This window comes from Tersicoccus sp. Bi-70, assembly GCF_001968825.1.
Taxonomy (GTDB): domain Bacteria; phylum Actinomycetota; class Actinomycetes; order Actinomycetales; family Micrococcaceae; genus Tersicoccus.
On the sequence record NZ_MIEU01000002.1, the window covers coordinates 321,431 to 340,354 of the forward strand.

Sequence of the window (18,924 nt, forward strand, 5' to 3'; positions counted from 1 at the left end):
ATGCGAACCGCCGCCCGACCGCCGCCCTACCCGGAACAGGCAGGCTCGCGGCATGGGAGCACTGGAGATCCACCTGGCCCAGCACTGGGGCGTGATCCGGGCGCGCGACCTGCGGTCTCTCGGTGTGGGTCCCCGAGAACTGCGACGCCTGGTCGGCGCCGGGGTGCTGGTGCGGTGCGCCCGCGGTGTGTACGCGGCCCCCTCCGCCGAACGCGACGTGATGCACGCCGCCCGGCGCTTCACCACGCTGACGTGCCTGTCCGCCTGCCACGCCCACGGCCTGTGGGTGTGGCACCAGCCGTTCCCGCCCCACGTCGTTCGTGCTGACGGGCCGCCGATTCCCGGGGTGATCCTCCATCGCGGCACGCGTGATCCACACGAGCAGGTCGCGGACGTCCTGGACGCGCTCGCCATCGCCTTCCGCTGTGCACCGCCCAGGGAGGCGATCGTCGCGGCCGAGAGCGCGATCGTGCAGCAGCGCATCACCGTCGAGGACCTCACCGCCGCCTTCCCCGGCCAGAGGGACCGACGGATCCGGGCGTCGATCGCGCGCATCCGCACCACCAGCCAGTCCCTTCCCGAGACCCTCGCCCGTCTCGCCCTCGAGGACGTCGGGCTGACCATGCATCCTCAGGTGTTCATCGAGGGGGTCGGTCATGTCGACGGGCTGGTCGACGGGCTGGTCTGCGAGATCGACGGCCGTGCCTTCCACTCCGGTCCGAGCGAGTTCGAGGAGGACCGCCGCCGCTGGAATGCCCTCATGGAGCTCGGTATTCCGACCGTGCGCATCCCAGCGCGGTGGGTGCTCGTCGATCCCGATGCGGCGGTGCTGACGGTGCGCCGTGCCCTGGCGGCGCGTGATCGGTCAACCGCCGGTGAGTGAGACTGGAGTCATGCTGATCCGTCGCGCCGAGCCCGAGGACGTGGCGTCGATCGCGCCGCTGCTGCGTGGGAGCTCGCTCGCCTCCGTCGAGGAAGCCCTCGCCGACCCGGACCGGCTGGTGCTGGTCGCCCAGGCGCCCGACGGCGACGTCGTCGGCTGGGCCAAGACGCACCACTGGCACCACGACGACCCGCCCGCGCCGGCCGGTCACTACCTGGGCGGCGTCACGGTGGCGGAGTCGTGGCGACGGCAGGGGATCGCCGTCGCCCTCACGGAACACCGCATGGCGTGGCTGGAGGCGCGCACCGATGTCGTCTGGTGCGTGACCAACGCCCGCAACGTCGCATCGCTCGCCCTGCACGCCGGTCTCGGCTTCGACGAGGTGACCCGCGGCGCCCGCTTCCACACCACGACCTTCGACGGCGGGGTCGGCGTGCTGCTGTGCGCTCGCCTCGGCCTGCGCGCTGGGACCACGGCGCCGGTCGATACGCTGGCGCCGTGACGACCCCCAGCAAGACGGCCACCGCCCGGACGACGACCGACGACGCCGTTCGCTCATGACCGAGCCGCTGCGTTACCTCGCCGGCGCCTGGTCGTTCGAGCGACGCCTCGACGACCGACGCGCCGGCCACGTCTACACCGTGACCGGGACGGCGCAATTCCGCCCGACGGACGGCGACGCCGGGGTCCTCGCCTACGCCGAGACCGGGAAGCTGAGCGGGGACGGGCAACCCCCGGCCGACGTCGAACGCCACCTGACCTGGCACGACGAGGGCGACTCCCGCGTGCTGATCCGCTTCGCCGACGGGCGCGAGTACCTGCACCTGGACCTCGGCAGCGGTCACGCCGAGGGACACCACCCCTGCGAGCCGGACACCTACCTCGTCACGCTGACGGTGGAGGACGATGACGCCTGGACCGAGACGTGGGACGTCACCGGCCCGGCCAAGGACTACACCGCCGTCACCCGGTACATCCGGCGCCGCTGAGGCACGCAGCTCGGTCGGGAATCGCCGTTCGGTCATGTCCGGCCGCCGAGCCGAGCCCGCCGTCACGGTAGACTGGGCGCACCAGCATCGACCCGGCCATCACCGGCGAGCTTCCGGAAGAACAGCGTGCGGCAGTGAGCAGCACGGCCAGTAGACCCGGACGGGTGCGCCCGTCACAGCGACACACGAGAGGCCGACGGCCCCGGGTATCCGGAGCGGCCGGCAAGTGAGGTGGTACCGCGCTCGCGGACCGGCACCCGAGGCCGGAACGGGCGTCCTCGCACGACCACGAGCAGTACCCGTGCGAGCGCAGATGAGGAAGTCACCCGTGTACCCCAAGGCCTCCGTCCGCGGCACCTCCGGCGAGCAAGCCGAGGCGTCCGCCAGTCCCCGCTTCCCCGCGATCGAGGAACTGGTCCTGACGTACTGGGACCAGGACGACACCTTTGCGGCGTCGATCGAGAACCGGTCCGCCGGCCAGGACGGCGAGAACGAGTTTGTCTTCTACGACGGCCCGCCGTTCGCCAACGGCCTGCCCCACTACGGCCACCTGCTCACCGGTTACGTCAAGGACCTGGTCGGCCGCTACCAGACCCAGCGCGGCCGGCGGGTCGAGCGCCGGTTCGGCTGGGACACGCACGGCCTGCCCGCCGAGCTCGAGGCGATGAAGCAGCTCGGCATGACGGACAAGGCCGAGATCGAGGCCATGGGCATCGACAAGTTCAACGACGCCTGCCGCTCCTCCGTGCTCAAGTACACGCACGAGTGGCGCGACTACGTCACCCGCCAGGCCCGCTGGGTCGACTTCGACCACGACTACAAGACGCTCAACGTCGAGTACATGGAGTCCGTGCTGTGGGCGTTCAAGACGCTGCACGAGAAGGGCCTGACCTACTCCGGCTTCCGCGTCCTGCCCTACTGCTGGCACGACGAGACGCCGCTGTCCAACCACGAGCTGCGGATGGACGACGACGTCTACAAGATGCGGCAGGATCCCTCCGTCACGGTCGCGTTCCCGGTCGTCCCGTCCGGCCACGCGCTCGACGACGCGCTCACCGGCGTCCGCCTGCTCGCGTGGACGACGACGCCGTGGACCCTGCCGACCAACTTCTCCATCGCCGTCGGCCCGGAGATCCGCTACGCCGTCGTCGTGAGCCCGGACGGGACGAGGAGCCTGCTGGCCGAGTCCCTCGTCGGCGCCTACGCGAAGGACCTCGGGTTCGCCGACGCTGACGCCGCGACCGCCGCGATCGAGGCCACGCACCAGGGCCCCGAGCTCCGCGGCGTGCACTACGCCCCGCTGTGGGACTACTACACCGACGTCGAGACCTGGGGCACGCAGCACGCGTGGCAGGTGCTCGTCGAGGACTACGTGACGACGACGGACGGCACCGGGCTCGTCCACCAGGCGTCCGCCTACGGCGAGGAGGACCAGCGCTCCAGCGAGGAGGCCGGCATCCCGGTGATCCTCTCCGTCGACGAGGGCGCGAAGTTCCTGCCGATGTTTGCGGACGCGCGGTATGTGCAGGATGGAGCCGAGGCGCCCCTCGCGGGCATCGCCGGCCTGCAGGTCTTCGAGGCCAACCGGACGATCATCCGCAACCTGACCGCGTCGGGTCGGCTCGTCCGCGAGGCCAGCTACGAGCACTCCTACCCGCACTGCTGGCGCTGCCGGAACCCCCTGATCTACAAGGCCGTCTCCTCGTGGTTCGTCGAGGTGACGAAGATCAAGCAGCGGATGGTCGAGCTGAATCAGCAGATCACCTGGATCCCGGAGAACGTCAAGGACGGCCAGTTCGGCACGTGGTTGGCCAATGCCCGCGACTGGTCGATCTCCCGCAACCGGTACTGGGGCAGCCCGATCCCGGTGTGGCAGTCCTCCGACCCGACCTACCCGCGCACCGACGTGTACGGCTCGCTTGCCGAGCTGGAGGCCGACTTCGGCGTCCTGCCCCGGAATCACGCCGGTGAGGTCGACCTGCACCGGCCGTTCATCGACGAGCTGACCCGCCCTAACCCGGACGACCCGCGGACCCCCGAGGAGGGGCAGTCGGTGATGCGGCGCGTCGAGGACGTGCTCGACGTGTGGTTCGACTCCGGGTCGATGCCGTACGCCCAGGTGCACTACCCGTTCGAGAACCAGGACTGGTTCGACCACCACAACCCGGCCGACTTCATCGTCGAGTACATCGGGCAGACCCGTGGGTGGTTCTACACACTGCACATCCTCGCCACCGCGCTGTTCGACCGGCCGACGTTCCGCAACGTCATCAGCCACGGCATCGTGCTCGGCTCGGACGGGCAGAAGATGTCCAAGTCGCTGCGGAACTACCCGGACGTCTCCGAGGTGCTGGACCGCGACGGTTCCGACGCGATGCGCTGGTTCCTGATGTCCTCGCCGATCCTGCGCGGCGGCAACCTCGTCGTCACCGAGCAGGGCATTCGCGACGGCGTGCGCGCCGTGCTGCTGCCCCTGTGGAACGCGTGGCACTTCTTCGCCCTCTACGCCAATGCGGCGAATGACGGCGCCGGGTACGAGGCGCAGCGGCGCACCGAGGCCACCGACGTGCTGGACCGGTACCTGCTGGCCACGACCGGCACCCTGGTCCGCGACGTCACGACCGCGCTGGACGCCTACGAGGTCTCCGACGCGTGCGACGCGCTGCGGGACTACCTGGACGTGCTCACCAACTGGTACATCCGCCGGTCCCGCGAACGGTTCTTCGACGAGGACACCGCCGCGTTCGACGTCCTGTACACGTGCCTGGAGACGGTGACCCGGGTCGCCGCTCCGCTGCTGCCGCTGATCGGCGAGGAGATCTGGCGCGGTCTGACCGGGGGCCGGTCCGTGCACCTGACGGACTGGCCCGACGCCGCGCAGTTCCCCGCCGACGACGCGCTGCTGGCCGCGATGGACGCGACCCGCCGGATCTGCTCGACGGGCTCGAGCCTGCGCAAGGCCGCCAACCTGCGCGTCCGGCTGCCGCTGGCGGGGATGACCGTCGTGACCCCGCACGCCGACGTGCTGGCGGGGACCTTCGCCCGGATCATCGCGGACGAGCTGAACCTCAAGGACGTCCGCCTGGTCGACGCGGCCACGGCCGACGCCGCCGAGTTCGGTGTCAGCCAGCAGCTCTTGGTCAACGCCCGCGCCGCCGGTCCGCGCCTCGGCAAGGGCGTGCAGGCCGTGATCAAGGCCGCCAAGTCCGGCGACTGGAGCGTCACGGACGGCGCCGACGGCGAGCAGACCGTCGTCGCCGGCGGTGTCGAACTGCAGTCCGGCGAGTTCACGCTGCAGACGGTGGTGGCCGAGGGCGGCGACGCCCACGCTGCCGTCGCGGTGCTGCCCGGTGGTGGCTTCGTCGTCCTCGACACCACCCTGACCCCGGAGCTGGAGGCCGAGGGTGTCGCTCGCGACACCGTCCGGACCATCCAGCAGGCCCGCCGCGACGCGGACCTGCACATCAGCGACCGGATCCGCACCCGCGTCACCGGTCCGGCCGCGCTGCTGGCGGCCCTGCGGGCCAACGAGGAGCTGGTGATGGCCGAGACGCTGACGACGGTGCTCGACCTGGTCGAGGGCGCGGACACCGACGTCGCGGTGGAGAGGCTGACGAGCGGGAACGTGACCGGCGAGACCATCGAGACCGAGGGAGTCCAGCGATGAGCGAGCACGACGGCCACGGACACGACGGCCACGGGCACGACGACCACCACCGGCACGACCACGACCACGGACTCGACGACGACCTGACGCCGGAGGAGCAGGACGCCGAGGAGATGCGGGACCTGCTCGGGCTCGAGGACGCCGACGTGGTCGGCGACCCGTTCGCCGTCGACGACTCCGACACCGGGTCGGCCCTGCCGAGCGACCAGGACACGACCGACGCGGACGAGTTCTCCGTCGCCAGCGTGTACGCCGAACTGCTCGCCCGCGCGCCGGAGAACAAGATGGAGCCGCGGCTCGACCCGCTGCGCCGGGCCGTCGAGATCCTCGGCGACCCGCACCGGGCGGCTCCGGTCATCCACGTCACCGGCACCAACGGCAAGACGTCGACCGCCCGGATCATCGAGTCCGTCCTGCTCGCGCACGACCTGCGCACCGGCCGCTACACCAGCCCGCACCTGACCTCGGTCACCGAGCGGATCAGCATCGACGGGCGGCCCGTCTCCGACGCGACGTTCGTGCGCGTGTGGGACGAGGTCCGCCCCTACCTCGAGCTGGTCGACACGGAGCTGACCGGCGCGGGGCAGCCCCGGCTGACCTACTTCGAGTGCGTCACGATCCTCGCCTTCGCCGTGTTCGCGGACGCGCCCGTCGACGTCGTCGTGCTCGAGGTGGGCATCGGCGGCACGTGGGATGCGACCAACGTGGCGGACGGCATCGTCAGCGTCATCACTCCGATCTCGCTGGATCACACCGACATGCTCGGCGACACCGTCGAGGAGATCGCCGAGAACAAGGCCGGCATCATCAAGCGGGGCGGGTTCCTCGTTTCTGCCGTGCAGCCGGTGGAGGCGGCGGAGGTGCTGCTGGCGAAGTCCCAGGAGGTCGGGGCGCAGTACCGCTTCGAGGGCATCGAGTTCGGCGTCGAGTCGCGCAGTGTGGCCGTCGGTGGGCAGCAGCTGACCGTCGACGGGCTCGCGGCCCGGTACGAGGACCTCGTCCTCCCGCTGCACGGTGCGCACCAGGCGGAGAACGCCGCGGTGGCGATCGCCGCCGTCGAGGCGTTCCTCGGGGGAGGGGAGAAGGAGCTGAACGTCGAGCTTGTGCGCGAGGGCTTCGCCGCCGTCCGCTCCCCGGGCCGGCTCGAGACGGTCCGCACGGACCCGCCCGTCGTCGTGGACGCCGCCCACAACCCGGCCGGCATGGCCGTGACGGTCGCGGCCCTGCGGGAGGCGTTCGCGTTCTCCCGCGCCGTGGTGGTGCTCGGGGTGCTGGCGGAGAAGGACGCCGAGGGCATCCTCGAGGCGCTCCAGGAGGCATTCGCGGAGATGCCGGTGACGCTCGTGCTCACGCGTTCGTCCTCGCCGCGGGCCATCGAGCCCACCGAGCTGGCCGAGATGGCGCAGACGTGGTTCGCCGAGGAGTCGGTGCTGGTCGAGGAGTCGCTCGACGACGCGCTCGCCACCGCCATCCAGCTCGCCGACGACCCGCAGCAGTTCGACGGGCTCGTCCTCGTCGCGGGGTCCATCACCCTGATCGCCGAGGCCCGCATCCTGCTGGGCGCCGAGGAGACGCGATGACCACCCCCGAACCGAGCTCACCCGACCCGAGCGCTGCCTCGGCTCCGGACGCCACCGGCGGCGGGACGGCGAAGAAGCCACGCTCGACGAAGGTGATGTTCGCCTCCACCGTGCTGGTCGTGGAGGGCTTCATCGTCTTCTTCGCGACGCTCGTCGGCTTCGGTCTCCTGCAGGACCTGCCGAAGCCCGCGGTGCTCGGCGTCGGCGTCGTGCTGGCCATCCTGCTGTTGGCGACCTGCGCGGTGCTGACCCGGCCCTGGGGTTACGCCGCCGGCTGGATCCTGCAGCTGTTCGTCCTCGCCACGGGCTTCTTCGTGCCACTGATGTTCCTCGTCGGCGCCCTGTGCGTGGCGGCCTGGTGGTACGGGCTGCGCGCGGGCGGCCGCGTCGACCGGGAGAACCGGCAGCGGGCGGCCGAGCAGGAGCAGTGGGAGCGGGAGCACCCGCTGCCCGAGTGAGCGCGAGCGTCCCCGGCCCGCGGCCGGCCCGATAGGGTGATCAGCGGACTTCCGTCACGCTTCAGATCCAGGAGAACACCACCGTGAGCACCGAACGCACCCTCGTCCTCGTCAAGCCCGACGGCGTCTCCCGCGGCCTGACCGGCGCCATCCTCGCCCGCATCGAGGCGAAGGGCTACGCGCTCGTCGACCTCAAGCTCGTCCACGCGGACCGCGCGATGCTCGAGCAGCACTACGAGGAGCACGTCGGCAAGCCCTTCTACGAGCCGCTCGTCGAGTTCATGCTCTCCGGGCCGATCGTCGCCGCGACCTTCGAGGGCCAGGGCGTCATCGCCGGGTTCCGGTCGCTCGCCGGGGCCACCGATCCGACGACGGCGGCGCCGGGCACCATCCGCGGTGACCTCGGCCGCGACTGGGGCGTGAAGGTGCAGCAGAACCTCGTGCACGGTTCGGACTCGCCGGAGTCCGCCGAGCGCGAGCTCGGCATCTGGTTCGGCTGAGTTCCCCGCCCGACAGACCGATGGCCCGGCCGCTCGACACGAGCGACCGGGCCATCGGTGTCTCCGGGGTCGTCCCGGTACGGCACGGCCTCGGAGCGGGATCGATCAGCGGATGAACAGACCCGCGAAGCGCAGGAAGATCGAGACGACGACGCCGAGGGCGAGCAGCACCGCGACCGGCCACGCCGCGTCCTGCGCGATGGCCGCGACCTTCGGCGAGGCCGGGATGACGCCGTGGCTGAGGTTGCGCACCGTCGTGTGGACGAGCAGCACGATCATCACGGCCCAGACGATCATGCAGTAGATGCACAGGGCGCCGATCACGTACACGGCCTGCGACCACAGCCACACGCAGAAGACGAAACCGAGCGCGATGCCCACGTTCAGCGTCAGCCAGTACCAGCGGGCGAACCGGGCGCCGGAGAGCAGGGACGCGCCGACGGTGATGATGACGCCGAACGCGACGATGCCGATGAACGGGTTCGGGAAGCCGAAGAGGTGCGCCTGGGCCGACTTCATCACGGTGCCGCACGAGATGAGCGGGTTGATGTCGCAGCTGGTGATGTGGTTCGGGTCCTTGAGCAGGGCGAGCTCGTCGAGCACGAGTTCGCCGGCCGCGAGGAAGCCGATGATGCCGCCGATCACGTACAGCCAGCCCATCCGCGCCCGCCGGTAGAGCCCGGGCATCGACCGGTCGTCCTCGGCGAGGGCGACGCCGGCGGCGTGGGCGCCGTCGCGCTCGTCGTCGGGAGCGTGCCGCGTGCGGGGGTCTGACTTCACGAGAGGGTCCTGACTGATCGAGGTGACGGCCGTGCATCCGGCGGCCCCGGTGCTGCCCGGCCACGGCGATGCGGTGCCGATTCTAGCGAAGGCGGGTGGGTGACTCGTGGGAGCTTCGGGCTGATCCGGGTCGTGGTGTGAGAGAATGACCGGGATCGGCTCGCGGTCCACAACGGCGGGCTGATCCGGCAACAGTCGGTGTGGAGGCCGACGCGGGTGTCCCTGATACCGGTGTCGACGTCGCCATGACGCGACCGGCCCGATGGTGAGGCGAGCGGTACCCGCCCTTCGCCCGTCGGAGCACACGCGCCGCCACCCGAGCGTTGACGGCCTGAGCGTGCGGCAACGCCCCTATCGCGGCGCGACCGCCCAGGTGAACAACTCAAGTTTCCGGCCGCCGGGGAATTGCCCGGTGAGGCCGGTCCAGTCGCCGCGAGGCGCCGGTTGTGGACGGAGCGTCGCGGCTGGAGTACAGCTGAATATGACTATGGACAACGCTGGTTCCGTCACGGAACCGGAGCAGACGCCGGCATCGACCCTCGCCGACACCGGCGAGACCGCGGGCGACACGCCCGACCAGAGCCCTGCCGCCGCGCAGGCCGAGACCACCCCGAGCGACACCGGAACCGAGGCCACCGGGCCCGACGCGGATGCGACCGACGCGATCACCACCGGTGGAACGAGCGCCGACGCAGGCAGCCCGGTCGCCGACGCCGGTGCAGCCGGCACCACAGCGGAGAGCGCGACGACGGACGGCACCACGGCGGAGAGCACCGACGAGCCGGTCGCCCGCCCCGCGCGGCGACGCAGCAGCCGCCGCGCCGCCCGACCCGCCGGTGCGGCGGATGCCGCGGCGGAGAGCACCGAGGCCAGTCCGGCGGAGACCCCGGTCGAGGGTTCTGTCGACTCCACCGCCGAGGACCGGGCGGAGGCAGCCAGCGGCGCAGCCGACGCGACTTCGGTCGACGCGAGCCCGGTCGACGACGCGGCCACCACGCCGGCCGACGACGCGGCCGCCACGCCCGCCGGCGACGAGGCCGCCGAGAAGCCGGCCACGCGCTCCCGCGGCACCCGCTCCACCCGCACCCGCTCGACCACCGGTCGCGCCACCAGCCGCCGCAAGGCCGCGGCGACAGAGCAGACTGCCGACCAGGACGCCACCGACGGCGCCGGCGAGACCGCCGAGGATCGGGCCGAGGCCGCCACCGCCGCGGCCGACGACACGACCACGGCCAGCGTCGCCACGGAGTCGGCGACCGACGAGGCCGGCGACCAGAGCGCCGACCAGGCCACGGGCCGGACGACCGAACAGGCAACCACCGGCCAGCCCGCCGTCGCGTCGGCGCCGGAGGCGACCAGCGACACCGCGACCGACACCGCCGAGGAGCCCGCCGAGGAGACCGCCGAGCCGTCGGCCCCGGTGTCCCCGATGTCACTGCTCTTCCAGGCGCCGGACCTCGACCAGCTCCAGGAGCAGGTGCGGGCCCGCAAGGCACAGGCCGCCGAGCCGGTCGAGGCGGACGAGGACGAGGACGCGGACGACGAGTCCGGTGAGGGCCGCGGCCGCAACCGCCGCGGTGGCCGTCGCGGACGCGGCCGGGGCCGAGGCACGACCGGAGCCGACGGCGCCGAGACCGAGGACGACGACACCGACGAGGCGGCCGACGGCGAGTCCGGCGGCCGGGCCTCCGGGGGCAGCGCCGGCAAGGACGAGAACGGTGACGTGACCTCGCGTCGTCGTCGCCGTCGTCGCCGGGGCGACTCGGACATCGAGCTGACCGGTGGCGAGGACGACGACCCGCCGAACACCATCACCCGGGTCCGCGCGCCGCGGTCCCGCACCGAGGCACCGAGCAACAAGGTGACCTCGGTCAAGGGCTCCACCCGGCTCGAGGCCAAGCGGCAGCGCCGGCGTGACTCCCGCGAGTCGGGCCGCCGCCGTCACGGCATCACCGAGGCCGAGTTCCTGGCCCGCCGCGAGTCGGTCGACCGGCAGATGATCGTCCGTCAGGTCGAGGAGCGGATCCAGATCGGCGTCCTCGAGGACGGCGTGCTGGCCGAGCACTTCGTGTCCAAGACGCAGCAGGACTCCCTGATCGGCAACGTGTACCTGGGCAAGGTGCAGAACGTGCTGCCGTCCATGGAGGCGGCGTTCGTCGACATCGGGCGTGGCCGCAACGCCGTGCTGTACGCCGGTGAGGTCAACTGGAACGCGCCGGGCCTGGAGGGGACGCCGCGCCGCATCGAGGTGGCCCTGAAGTCGGGCGACTCCGTGCTCGTGCAGGTCACCAAGGACCCGATCGGTCACAAGGGTGCCCGGTTGACCAGCCAGATCTCCCTGCCCGGCCGCTTCCTGGTGTACGTGCCCGGCGGCTCGATGACCGGCATCTCCCGCAAGCTGCCGGACAACGAGCGTGCGCGGCTGAAGAAGATCCTCAAGGACCGGCTGCCCGAGGGTGCCGGCGTCATCGTGCGCACCGCCGCCGAGGGCGCCTCCGAGGAGGAGCTGACCAACGACATCAACCGGCTGCGCGCGCAGTGGGAGGGCATCCAGGCGACCGCCGAGGCGCCGAAGACTCTGGCCCCGCAGATGCTCTACGCCGAGCCGGACCTGACCATCAAGGTCGTCCGCGACGTCTTCAACGAGGACTTCTCCAAGCTCATCGTCTCCGGCGAGCACGCCTGGGACACCATCGAGGCCTACGTCACCTACGTGGCTCCGGACCTGCTCTCCCGGCTGGAGAAGTGGGAGAAGGACGAGGACCTGTTCGCGGCGTCCCGCATCGACGAGCAGATCGCCAAGGCGCTGGACCGCAAGGTCTTCCTGCCGTCGGGCGGCTCCCTCGTCATCGACCGGACCGAGGCGATGACGGTCGTCGACGTCAACACCGGCCGGTTCACCGGGTCGGGCGGCAACCTCGAGGAGACGGTCACCAAGAACAACCTCGAGGCGGCCGAGGAGATCGTCCGGCAGCTGCGGCTGCGGGACATCGGCGGCATCATCGTCATCGACTTCATCGACATGGTCCTCGAGGCCAACCGCGACCTCGTGCTGCGCCGGCTGGTCGAGTGCCTCGGCCGGGACCGCACCAAGCACCAGGTCGCCGAGGTGACCTCGCTCGGGCTCGTGCAGATGACGCGCAAGCGGATGGGCACCGGGCTGCTCGAGGTCTTCTCCGAGACCTGCGAGGCCTGCGCCGGCCGCGGGGTCATCACCCACGGGGAGCCCGTGGAGCACCGCCGGCACGCCGGTGGTGGGAGCAACAGCGGCAACGGCGGCAACTCCGGTGGCGGCAACAACAACAACGGCAACGGCGGGTCCCGCCAGGAGTCGCGGCCGCCGAAGGCGGAGAAGAAGCGCAATCGGCGTGCGTCCGACAACGCTCCCGAGCAGGCCGCCGCTCCCGCTCCCGAGGTGGACGCCGACGCTGCCGAGCGGGCGGCAAAGGCCCGGGCCGCGATGGGCAACATCGCCAAGGCCCTGCACCCCACCGCGGAGGAGGCCGAACTGGCCGCCGCCGGGGCGGGCACCGGCAGCGCGGAGGCCTCGACCACCGATGCCGCCGTGGCCGAGGCGGCCGGCGCGTCCACGACCGGGCCGCAGGAGTCCGGCACCGCCGCGGGCGAGGACGAGTCGCGTCCGAGCCGGCGGGAGCGCCGCCGTCGCGGCCGCGGCCGCCGCAGGAAGTCGACGGGCGAGAACGGCGAGGCCGGGACGAACGACGAGCAGTCCGCATCCGCGCAGGACGACGACGGCGACGACATCGAACTGACCATCAACGGTGAGCGCGTCACCGTGCCGCACGGCCACCAGCCTCAGCGCGGTGGCGGAGACGTGACGCTCGAGTCGCTCACCCGGGCGTTCGACCAGGTCGGCGGGCAGCGGTCCGACGACGCCGTCGCCGCGGCCGTGCAGAACGCGCTGCGGGCGGCGGACGACGCCGACGACGAGGCGCCCGAGGACGAGGGCGACGACGAGGCGGAGAGCACCACGACCGCCGACGAGTCGACCAGCCGCAACAAGTCGAGCAACCGCACCGAGACCGCTCCGGTCCGCGAGACCGCTCCGGTCCGCGAGACGGCTCCGGCTGCACCGTCGACTCCCGCGGCCGCGGCGTTCCCCACCGAGACCCCTGCCGGGGTCCCGTCCGAGCCGGCCGCGCGCCCGCGGCGGCGCTCACGCCGGGCGGCCAGCAGCGGGGTCGGCGACGCGTCGACCATCACCGTCGTGGACACCGCCGCCCAGCCGGCCGAGCCGTCGACGGCCGTGTTCTCCTCGGTCGCGGCGTCACGCCCGGCCGGCCACGAACCGGCGGCGGCTCCCACCGTCCTCGGTGTGGGCGTCTCGGCGGCCGACATCGCCCGTCCCGGCCGGGACGGCGCGGAGCACGAGCAGGACCAGACCAGCGCCGAGGAGGCCGGCAGCGTCGAGTGATGCGGCGCTGATACGCTGCCACGAGTGACACGGGGTGCCCGCACCGGGCTGAGAGAACACCCGTCGAACCTGATCTAGTTAGCACTAGCGAAGGGATGTCGCCGTGAACGACGTCGATCCGTCCATCCTCGAATCCGCTGCCGATCCGTCGGACGCGCTGTCCCTGACGGCGTCCCGGTTGCTGCACGCCGTCCGGCAGGATCAGCCGCTGATCCAGTGCCTGACCAACAGTGTGGTCACCAACTACACGGCCAACGTCCTGCTCGCCGCGGGCGCGTCCCCGGCGATGACCGACATCAGCGGGGAGGCCGGCCCGTTCGCGCGGATCGCCTCCGGTCTGCTGGTCAACCTCGGCACGCCCACCCCCGAACAGCGGCTCGCGATGCGGGAGGCGGTCGCGGCACGCCGAGCCGTCGGCGGTCGCTGGGTGCTGGACCCCGTCGCCGTCGGTGCCCTGCCGGTGCGCACCGCCCTCGCGGCCGACCTGCTCGAGTACGGTCCCACCGTCATCCGCGGCAACGCCTCCGAGATCCGCGCGCTGGCGGGACAGAGCGGCGGAGGTCGCGGGGTGGACAGCACCGACGCGACCGCCGACGCCGTCCCGGCCGCGATCGACCTGGCGACCCGCACCGGGGGTGCGGTCGCCGTCTCCGGTGCGGTCGACGAGATCGTCGGCGCCGTTCCCTCTGACCAGCCCGTCGCGTCCGGTCAGGCAGCCTCGGGCGGGCTGGAGCACTACCGCAACCACCACGACGCCGCGCTGCTGACCCGGGTGACCGGCGGCGGCTGCGCCCTCGGCGCCGTGATCGCCGCCTTCCTCGCCGTCGGGCCCGACGAGAGCCCCGCCGTCTGCGCCGCGCTGGCCACCGGCTACTACACGCTCGCCGCCCGTCAGGCCACCGAGATCAGCACCGGGCCCGGATCCTTCGCCGTCGCGCTGCTGGACCGGCTCGCCGCCATCAGCCCCGGCGAGTTCGCCGCCGACACCGGCATCAGCGCCGCCGACCGAGCACCGAGCAGTGCAACGGGCAGTGACGCCGCGGGCGACGCCGCCGGGCTCGCCCGGAGCAGCCGGTGACGGGCCCGTCCACCGGGCCCCTCGCGCCGGAGGCGCTGACGCTGTACCTCGTGACCGACACGGCGCTGGCCGCCGGTCCCACCGGATCCCGCAGCGTGCTCGACGTCGTGACCGCGGCGGTCGCCGGCGGTGTCACCTGCGTGCAGCTGCGCGAGAAGCACGCCTCCGCCCGCACGTTCCTCGATCTCGTCGTGGCGGTCGCGGACCGGGTGGGGGACTGCGTGCCCGTCCTGGTCAACGACCGCGTCGACGTCTTCCTCGCCGCCCGGCGGGCCGGGGCCGCCGTCGCGGGCGTGCACGTGGGCCAGGACGACCTGCCCGCCACCGCGGTCCGCGACCTGGTCGGCCCGGACGCCGTCGTCGGACTGAGCGCGTCGACCCCGGCCGAGATCGACGCCGTCGCCGCCCTGCCGGCGGGCACCGTCGACTACCTCGGCATCGGCGCGGTGCACACCACCGCCACCAAACCGGACGCCCCGGCGCCGCTCGGCGTCGACGGCTTTGCCCGCGCCGCGGCGGCCGTCCGTTCGTCCTCCGGTCTGTCCGTCGTCGCCATCGGCGGGGTCACGGAGGCCGACGCCGCACCGCTGCGCACGGCCGGCGCCACCGGCATCGCCGTCGTCTCGGCGATCTGCGCCGCCGAGGACCCGGAGGCCGCGGCCCGTGCGCTGCTGGGCGCCGTCGACGCCGCCGGCCCGGCCGGCCCCCCCGACTCTCCAGGAGCATCCCGATGACCGTCCGTATCCTCAGCATCGCCGGCACCGACCCCACGGGGGGCGCGGGCATCCAGGCGGATCTGAAGTCCATCTCGGCGCTCGGGGGCTACGGCATGGCCGTCGTCACCTGCCTCGTCGCCCAGAACACTCACGGCGTGCGCAGCATCCACACGCCGCCGGTCGCCTTCCTGCGGGAGCAGCTCGACGCCGTCTCCGACGACGTGACCATCGACGCGGTCAAGATCGGGATGCTCGGCAACGCCGAGGTGGCCACCACGGTGCACGCCTGGCTCACCGACCAGCGCGCGGCCGGGCGGCGGTTCCCCGTCATTCTCGATCCCGTGATGGTCGCCAGCAGCGGGGACCGGCTCCTCGACCAGGACGCGGAGGACGCCGTCCGCGCTCTCGCCGCCGCCCACGCCGACCTGCTCACCCCCAACCTGGCCGAGCTCGCCATCCTCGACGGCTCGGACGGCACGCCGCGGGACCTGCTGGACGGCAACGATCGCCGGGACCCGGCCGAGGACTGGGAGCGCGCCCTGGCGGCCGGTCGTCGCGTCGCCGCCCGCACGGACAGCGTCGTCCTGGTCAAGGGCGGGCACCTGCCGGGGGAGCGGACGCCGGACGCGCTGGTCGCGCCGGACGGCACCCTGTTCGCCGAGCTCACCGGCCCCCGCGTGGCCACCACGAACACCCACGGCACCGGGTGCTCGCTGTCCTCCGCGGTGGCCACGCTGTACGCGCGGACCGGTGCGTGGCCGGCGTCGCTCGCGGCCGCGAAACGATGGCTGACCGGAGCCCTGGCCGCGGCGGACGGGCTCCACGTCGGCTACGGCACCGGACCCGTCCATCACGGGCACCACCTCGACGCCGCCGTCGACGCGTACCTCGCGGACGCCGAAACGGTTGCCGCGTCCGAAGCCGACGCCGCTGCCGGGTCCGAAGCCGACGCCGTCGACAACTCAGTCGACACCGCCGATGCCACCGACACCTCGTCCACCGGCACCGGGCGGTTCACCGACGGGCTGTGGCAGCGCTCCACCGAGGTTCGCCGGGAGATCGACGAGCTCGAGTTCATCGTCCGGCTCGCCGACGGCACCCTGCCGGAGCCCCGGTTCCGCGCCTATCTCGCCCAGGACGCCGCCTACCTGCAGGCGTACAGCCGGGCCCTGTCCGCGCTGGCCGACTCCTCCGCGCCGGCGCACGTGCGGACGTTCTTCGCGCGGGGCGCGATCACCGCCGCGACCGAGGAGACCGTGCTGCACCGGCAGTGGCTGGGCGACGACGACGGCGCGGACCTGCCGATCGGGCCGGTCACCGCCCAGTACATCGACTTCCTGCTCGCGCACACCGGTCGGGAGTCGTGGCAGGTCGGGGTGGCCGCGGTGCTGCCGTGCTACTGGCTGTACGCCGAGATCGCGGCGACGCTCTCCCGCGGGCTGGAGGCGCACCGGGCGTCCGCGCCGGATCCGTCCTCGCCGGCGGCGGACGGCGATCACCCGTACGCGACCTGGCTCGCGGCCTACGACGACCCCGGCTTCCAGGACGCCGCCGCGGCCTGCCGCGCCCTCGTCGACGAAGCCGCGGCGACCGCCGACGAGGCGACCCGACGCGCCATGACGACGGCGTTCCTGCGGGCGTGCGAGCTGGAGCGGGACTTCTTCGCCGCCGAGCTGCCCGGGCCGGGTCGCGCCGTCCGCGCCGAGCGGGCGACGGCGGCGCCGGCCGACCCGGTCAGTTCGCGAGGCTGACGGCGACGTCCACCCGGTCGTCGGCGAAGCACACGAGGTCGCGCACCGGCTCGCCGTCGTGCAGCGGCTCCGGGTAGGTCCAGGCGACGTCCTCCACCGGGCGTCCGTCGACGGTCGCCGCCCAGTACGAGGCCGCGCCCTTGTAGGCGCACACGGTGTGGGTGTCGGTCGCGGTGAGCAGGTCCATCCGGACGTCCTCGCGTGGCAGGTAGTAGCGCGGCGGGAAGCCCGTCTCGACGAGGATGACCGGCCGGGTGCTGTCGGCGAGGAGCTGCCCGTCGACGGTGACGACGACGTGCCGGCCGCCGGCGAGGCAGTCGATCCGGCTGTGCGGGTCGTGCGGGTGACCGATGACGGTCTGCTCCTCCTCACGCCACTCGTCGAACGCGTCCCAGTCCAGCAGCACCCAGTCCGCCAGGTCGGGGTCGTCCGGGGTGAAACCCGCCCCGGCCAGCGCGCCGCCGGGCAGCGGGATCGTCCAGGCGGTGCCCGGCGTGGTGTGCCGAGCGAAGTCGTCGTGGGGGGTGAGGAAGGGCGGCGGGTCGTCCTCCGGGGTCACGGGCGTCGGGTCGACCGGCGCGGGGTGGATCGCGCTGCGGGGCACGGCGTAGACGCCGACGACCCGGAACGGCTCGGAGATCAGCCGGACCTCGGTCGCATCGACCACGGCCTCCCCGTGCGAGAAAGCCCGGACGCGCTTCGGGACGGCGGCCCAGCGCAGGTCGGGGAGGGTGGAACGCAGCAGGTCATCGGTGGATGTCGCCATGGCACGATCGTCCTCCTGCCCGCGCCGGGCGGCCAGTGCTGTTGCCGCGGGCAGGACGCCGTCAGCCGGCGTCGGTGATCAGCGCAGGATGGGGATCTGCAGCGGGTAGACGTACAGCTCCCCGCGGTTGGCCCTGATGGCACCGGAGACGTGGAAGATGATCGCCACCAGGAACGCCGCGATCCACAGGATGATCGCCACCGGGATCAGGATGATCGTGAAGAAGCAGATCCACGCCACCAGGTTCGCGAGCCAGATGGTCACGGTGAAGTTGAACGCGCCCGCCGCGGTGCGGCGCACGAACGGGCTGCCCTCGCGGTAGACGAACCAGATGACCAGCGGTCCGACGAAGCCGAGCCATCCGACGCTGATGAACATCGCCACCAGCGGGATGACGTGGGTGACGACGGCCATGGTCCGGTCCTGCGGCGGAGCGCCCCACCCCTGCAGGCCCGGCCGACCCGCACCGCCCTGCTGGTCGTAGCCGTAGCCCTGCTGGCCGGGACCCTGCGGGTAGCCGCCCTGCTGGTACGGCTGCTGCTGGTACCCCTGCGGGTAGCCACCCTGCTGGCCGGGCCCGGGACCACCCTGACCGTGCGGGGGTCGAGACCCCTCGGGAGGCGTGGACGGGGACGGAGGCACGCTGCTCATGTCCCCAGTATCGTGGTCCGGTGGTCCGCAGCCTAGGGTCCCCGCCCGCGCGCCGTCGGGGACGTCAGGCCGTGCTCGCCGGAACCGGGATTCGGCGCGGCGTCGAACCGCGGGCGAGGCGGGGCGAGGTCGGCCGTGACCCGTCGTGCCGCATTTGCTCCTGTCACTGCCGGTGACGTATCCTGAGTAGTCGGTGCCGGGCCTGGAGTCGGTGCACCGCGATCCCGAGTGATGAACGTCGATCCCGGGTCGTGGTCCGCTCGCCCCGCCGCACATCGGTCGCCTCCCGACGGGGGCAGCCGCAGACTTTTTGTCCGAGACTGTCGAGAGAAGTGAGTTCCACGTGGTGTACGCGATTGTCCGTGCTGGCGGGCGCCAGGAGAAGGTTTCGGTTGGCGACCTCGTCACCCTCGATCGCCTGTCCGGCGCCGAGGGCAGCACGATCGAGCTGACCGCGCTCCTCCTCGTCGATGGCGAGAAGGTGACCTCCGCCGCTCAGGAGCTGGCCAAGGTCAAGGTCACCGCCGAGGTTCTCGGTAACCTCCGCGGCCCGAAGATCTCCATCCAGAAGTTCAAGAACAAGACCGGTTACAAGAAGCGTCAGGGCTTCCGCGCGGATCTCACGCGCGTGAAGATCACCTCGATCGCCTGAGTCCCGGCCCCGTTCCGC

Annotated in this window: 15 protein-coding genes and 1 riboswitch; of the genes, 12 read left to right on the plus strand and 3 right to left on the minus strand. The window is 72.4% G+C overall.

From position 1 onward, the window contains the following. Window positions 1-52: 52 nt before the first annotated feature. From BGP79_RS01645 to ndk, 7 genes are all read left to right on the plus strand, one after another. Window positions 53-883: a type IV toxin-antitoxin system AbiEi family antitoxin domain-containing protein gene (locus BGP79_RS01645; RefSeq protein WP_076692915.1), complete on the plus strand. Its 831-nt coding sequence runs from the start codon at window positions 53-55 to the stop codon at window positions 881-883. 10 nt (window positions 884-893) lie between these two features. Beyond that, window positions 894-1,385 carry a GNAT family N-acetyltransferase gene (locus BGP79_RS01650; protein WP_076692916.1) on the plus strand — a complete coding sequence of 164 codons (492 nt, stop codon included), beginning with the start codon at window positions 894-896 and terminating at the stop codon, window positions 1,383-1,385. Window positions 1,386-1,440: 55 nt separating this feature from the next. Next, window positions 1,441-1,872 carry a DUF6314 family protein gene (locus tag BGP79_RS01655; protein WP_076692917.1) on the plus strand — a complete coding sequence of 144 codons (432 nt, stop codon included), beginning with the start codon at window positions 1,441-1,443 and terminating at the stop codon, window positions 1,870-1,872. 313 nt (window positions 1,873-2,185) lie between these two features. Then, window positions 2,186-5,539, plus strand: a complete 3,354-nt coding sequence (ileS, locus tag BGP79_RS01660) for an isoleucine--tRNA ligase (protein WP_076692918.1) — start codon at window positions 2,186-2,188, stop codon at window positions 5,537-5,539. Further along, entirely contained in the window at window positions 5,536-7,119 is a 1,584-nt protein-coding gene (locus BGP79_RS01665) for a folylpolyglutamate synthase/dihydrofolate synthase family protein (protein ID WP_233121008.1), read from the plus strand. The genes ileS and BGP79_RS01665 overlap by 4 nt, the downstream gene beginning before the upstream one ends. Then, on the plus strand, window positions 7,116-7,577 hold the full coding sequence (locus tag BGP79_RS01670) for a DUF4233 domain-containing protein (RefSeq protein WP_083701457.1): 462 nt from the start codon (window positions 7,116-7,118) through the stop codon (window positions 7,575-7,577). The genes BGP79_RS01665 and BGP79_RS01670 overlap by 4 nt, the downstream gene beginning before the upstream one ends. An 83-nt stretch (window positions 7,578-7,660) precedes the next feature. Further along, window positions 7,661-8,077: a nucleoside-diphosphate kinase gene (gene ndk / locus BGP79_RS01675; RefSeq protein ID WP_076692919.1), complete on the plus strand. Its 417-nt coding sequence runs from the start codon at window positions 7,661-7,663 to the stop codon at window positions 8,075-8,077. Between the two features lie 105 nt (window positions 8,078-8,182). Here ndk and BGP79_RS01680 read toward each other — a convergent pair whose 3' ends face one another. Next, window positions 8,183-8,857: a vitamin K epoxide reductase family protein gene (locus tag BGP79_RS01680; protein ID WP_076692920.1), complete on the minus strand. Its 675-nt coding sequence runs from the start codon at window positions 8,855-8,857 to the stop codon at window positions 8,183-8,185. Window positions 8,858-9,344: 487 nt separating this feature from the next. Here BGP79_RS01680 and BGP79_RS01685 point away from each other — a divergent pair, with 487 nt between their 5' ends. The 4 genes from BGP79_RS01685 (at window position 9,345) to BGP79_RS01700 (ending at window position 16,837) form a co-directional block, all read left to right on the plus strand. Next, entirely contained in the window at window positions 9,345-13,292 is a 3,948-nt protein-coding gene (locus BGP79_RS01685) for an Rne/Rng family ribonuclease (RefSeq protein WP_076692921.1), read from the plus strand. 20 nt (window positions 13,293-13,312) lie between these two features. Continuing rightward, a riboswitch (TPP riboswitch) is annotated at window positions 13,313-13,405 on the plus strand. Then, window positions 13,396-14,370, plus strand: a complete 975-nt coding sequence (gene thiM, locus BGP79_RS01690) for a hydroxyethylthiazole kinase (protein ID WP_076692922.1) — start codon at window positions 13,396-13,398, stop codon at window positions 14,368-14,370. It overlaps the preceding riboswitch by 10 nt. Next, the gene (gene thiE, locus BGP79_RS01695; protein ID WP_198928401.1) at window positions 14,367-15,104 is read left to right on the plus strand and encodes a thiamine phosphate synthase; all 738 of its coding nucleotides are present in this window, start codon (window positions 14,367-14,369) and stop codon (window positions 15,102-15,104) included. The genes thiM and thiE overlap by 4 nt, the downstream gene beginning before the upstream one ends. After that, the gene (locus BGP79_RS01700) at window positions 15,101-16,837 is read left to right on the plus strand and encodes a bifunctional hydroxymethylpyrimidine kinase/phosphomethylpyrimidine kinase (protein ID WP_076692923.1); all 1,737 of its coding nucleotides are present in this window, start codon (window positions 15,101-15,103) and stop codon (window positions 16,835-16,837) included. Before thiE ends, BGP79_RS01700 begins: the two co-directional genes overlap by 4 nt. On the opposite strand, the gene BGP79_RS01705 is transcribed toward BGP79_RS01700, so the two are convergent. Then, window positions 16,821-17,603 (minus strand): DUF427 domain-containing protein, encoded by a 783-nt coding sequence (locus tag BGP79_RS01705; RefSeq protein WP_076692924.1) that lies wholly within the window; start codon window positions 17,601-17,603, stop codon window positions 16,821-16,823. The genes BGP79_RS01700 and BGP79_RS01705 overlap by 17 nt on opposite strands. 78 nt (window positions 17,604-17,681) lie before the next feature. Further along, on the minus strand, window positions 17,682-18,254 hold the full coding sequence (locus tag BGP79_RS16075) for a DUF4870 domain-containing protein (protein WP_083701458.1): 573 nt from the start codon (window positions 18,252-18,254) through the stop codon (window positions 17,682-17,684). 343 nt (window positions 18,255-18,597) lie between these two features. On the opposite strand from BGP79_RS16075, the gene rplU reads away from it, so the two are divergent. Next, on the plus strand, window positions 18,598-18,906 hold the full coding sequence (gene rplU / locus BGP79_RS01715) for a 50S ribosomal protein L21 (protein WP_076692925.1): 309 nt from the start codon (window positions 18,598-18,600) through the stop codon (window positions 18,904-18,906). The last annotated feature ends 18 nt before the right edge of the window (window positions 18,907-18,924 follow it).

What these genes read in the sequence shown, in the direction of transcription:
- BGP79_RS01645 (WP_076692915.1), top strand. Translation starts at nt 53, where the DNA reads ATGGGAGCACTGGAGATCCACCTGGCCCAGCACTGGGGCGTGATCCGG.
- BGP79_RS01650 (WP_076692916.1), top strand. Translation starts at nt 894, where the DNA reads ATGCTGATCCGTCGCGCCGAGCCCGAGGACGTGGCGTCGATCGCGCCG.
- BGP79_RS01655 (WP_076692917.1), top strand. Translation starts at nt 1,441, where the DNA reads ATGACCGAGCCGCTGCGTTACCTCGCCGGCGCCTGGTCGTTCGAGCGA.
- ileS (WP_076692918.1), top strand. Translation starts at nt 2,186, where the DNA reads ATGAGGAAGTCACCCGTGTACCCCAAGGCCTCCGTCCGCGGCACCTCC.
- BGP79_RS01665 (WP_233121008.1), top strand. Translation starts at nt 5,536, where the DNA reads ATGAGCGAGCACGACGGCCACGGACACGACGGCCACGGGCACGACGAC.
- BGP79_RS01670 (WP_083701457.1), top strand. Translation starts at nt 7,116, where the DNA reads ATGACCACCCCCGAACCGAGCTCACCCGACCCGAGCGCTGCCTCGGCT.
- BGP79_RS01685 (WP_076692921.1), top strand. Translation starts at nt 9,345, where the DNA reads ATGGACAACGCTGGTTCCGTCACGGAACCGGAGCAGACGCCGGCATCG.
- BGP79_RS01700 (WP_076692923.1), top strand. Translation starts at nt 15,101, where the DNA reads ATGACCGTCCGTATCCTCAGCATCGCCGGCACCGACCCCACGGGGGGC.
- BGP79_RS01705 (WP_076692924.1), bottom strand. Translation starts at nt 17,603, where the DNA reads ATGGCGACATCCACCGATGACCTGCTGCGTTCCACCCTCCCCGACCTG.
- BGP79_RS16075 (WP_083701458.1), bottom strand. Translation starts at nt 18,254, where the DNA reads ATGAGCAGCGTGCCTCCGTCCCCGTCCACGCCTCCCGAGGGGTCTCGA.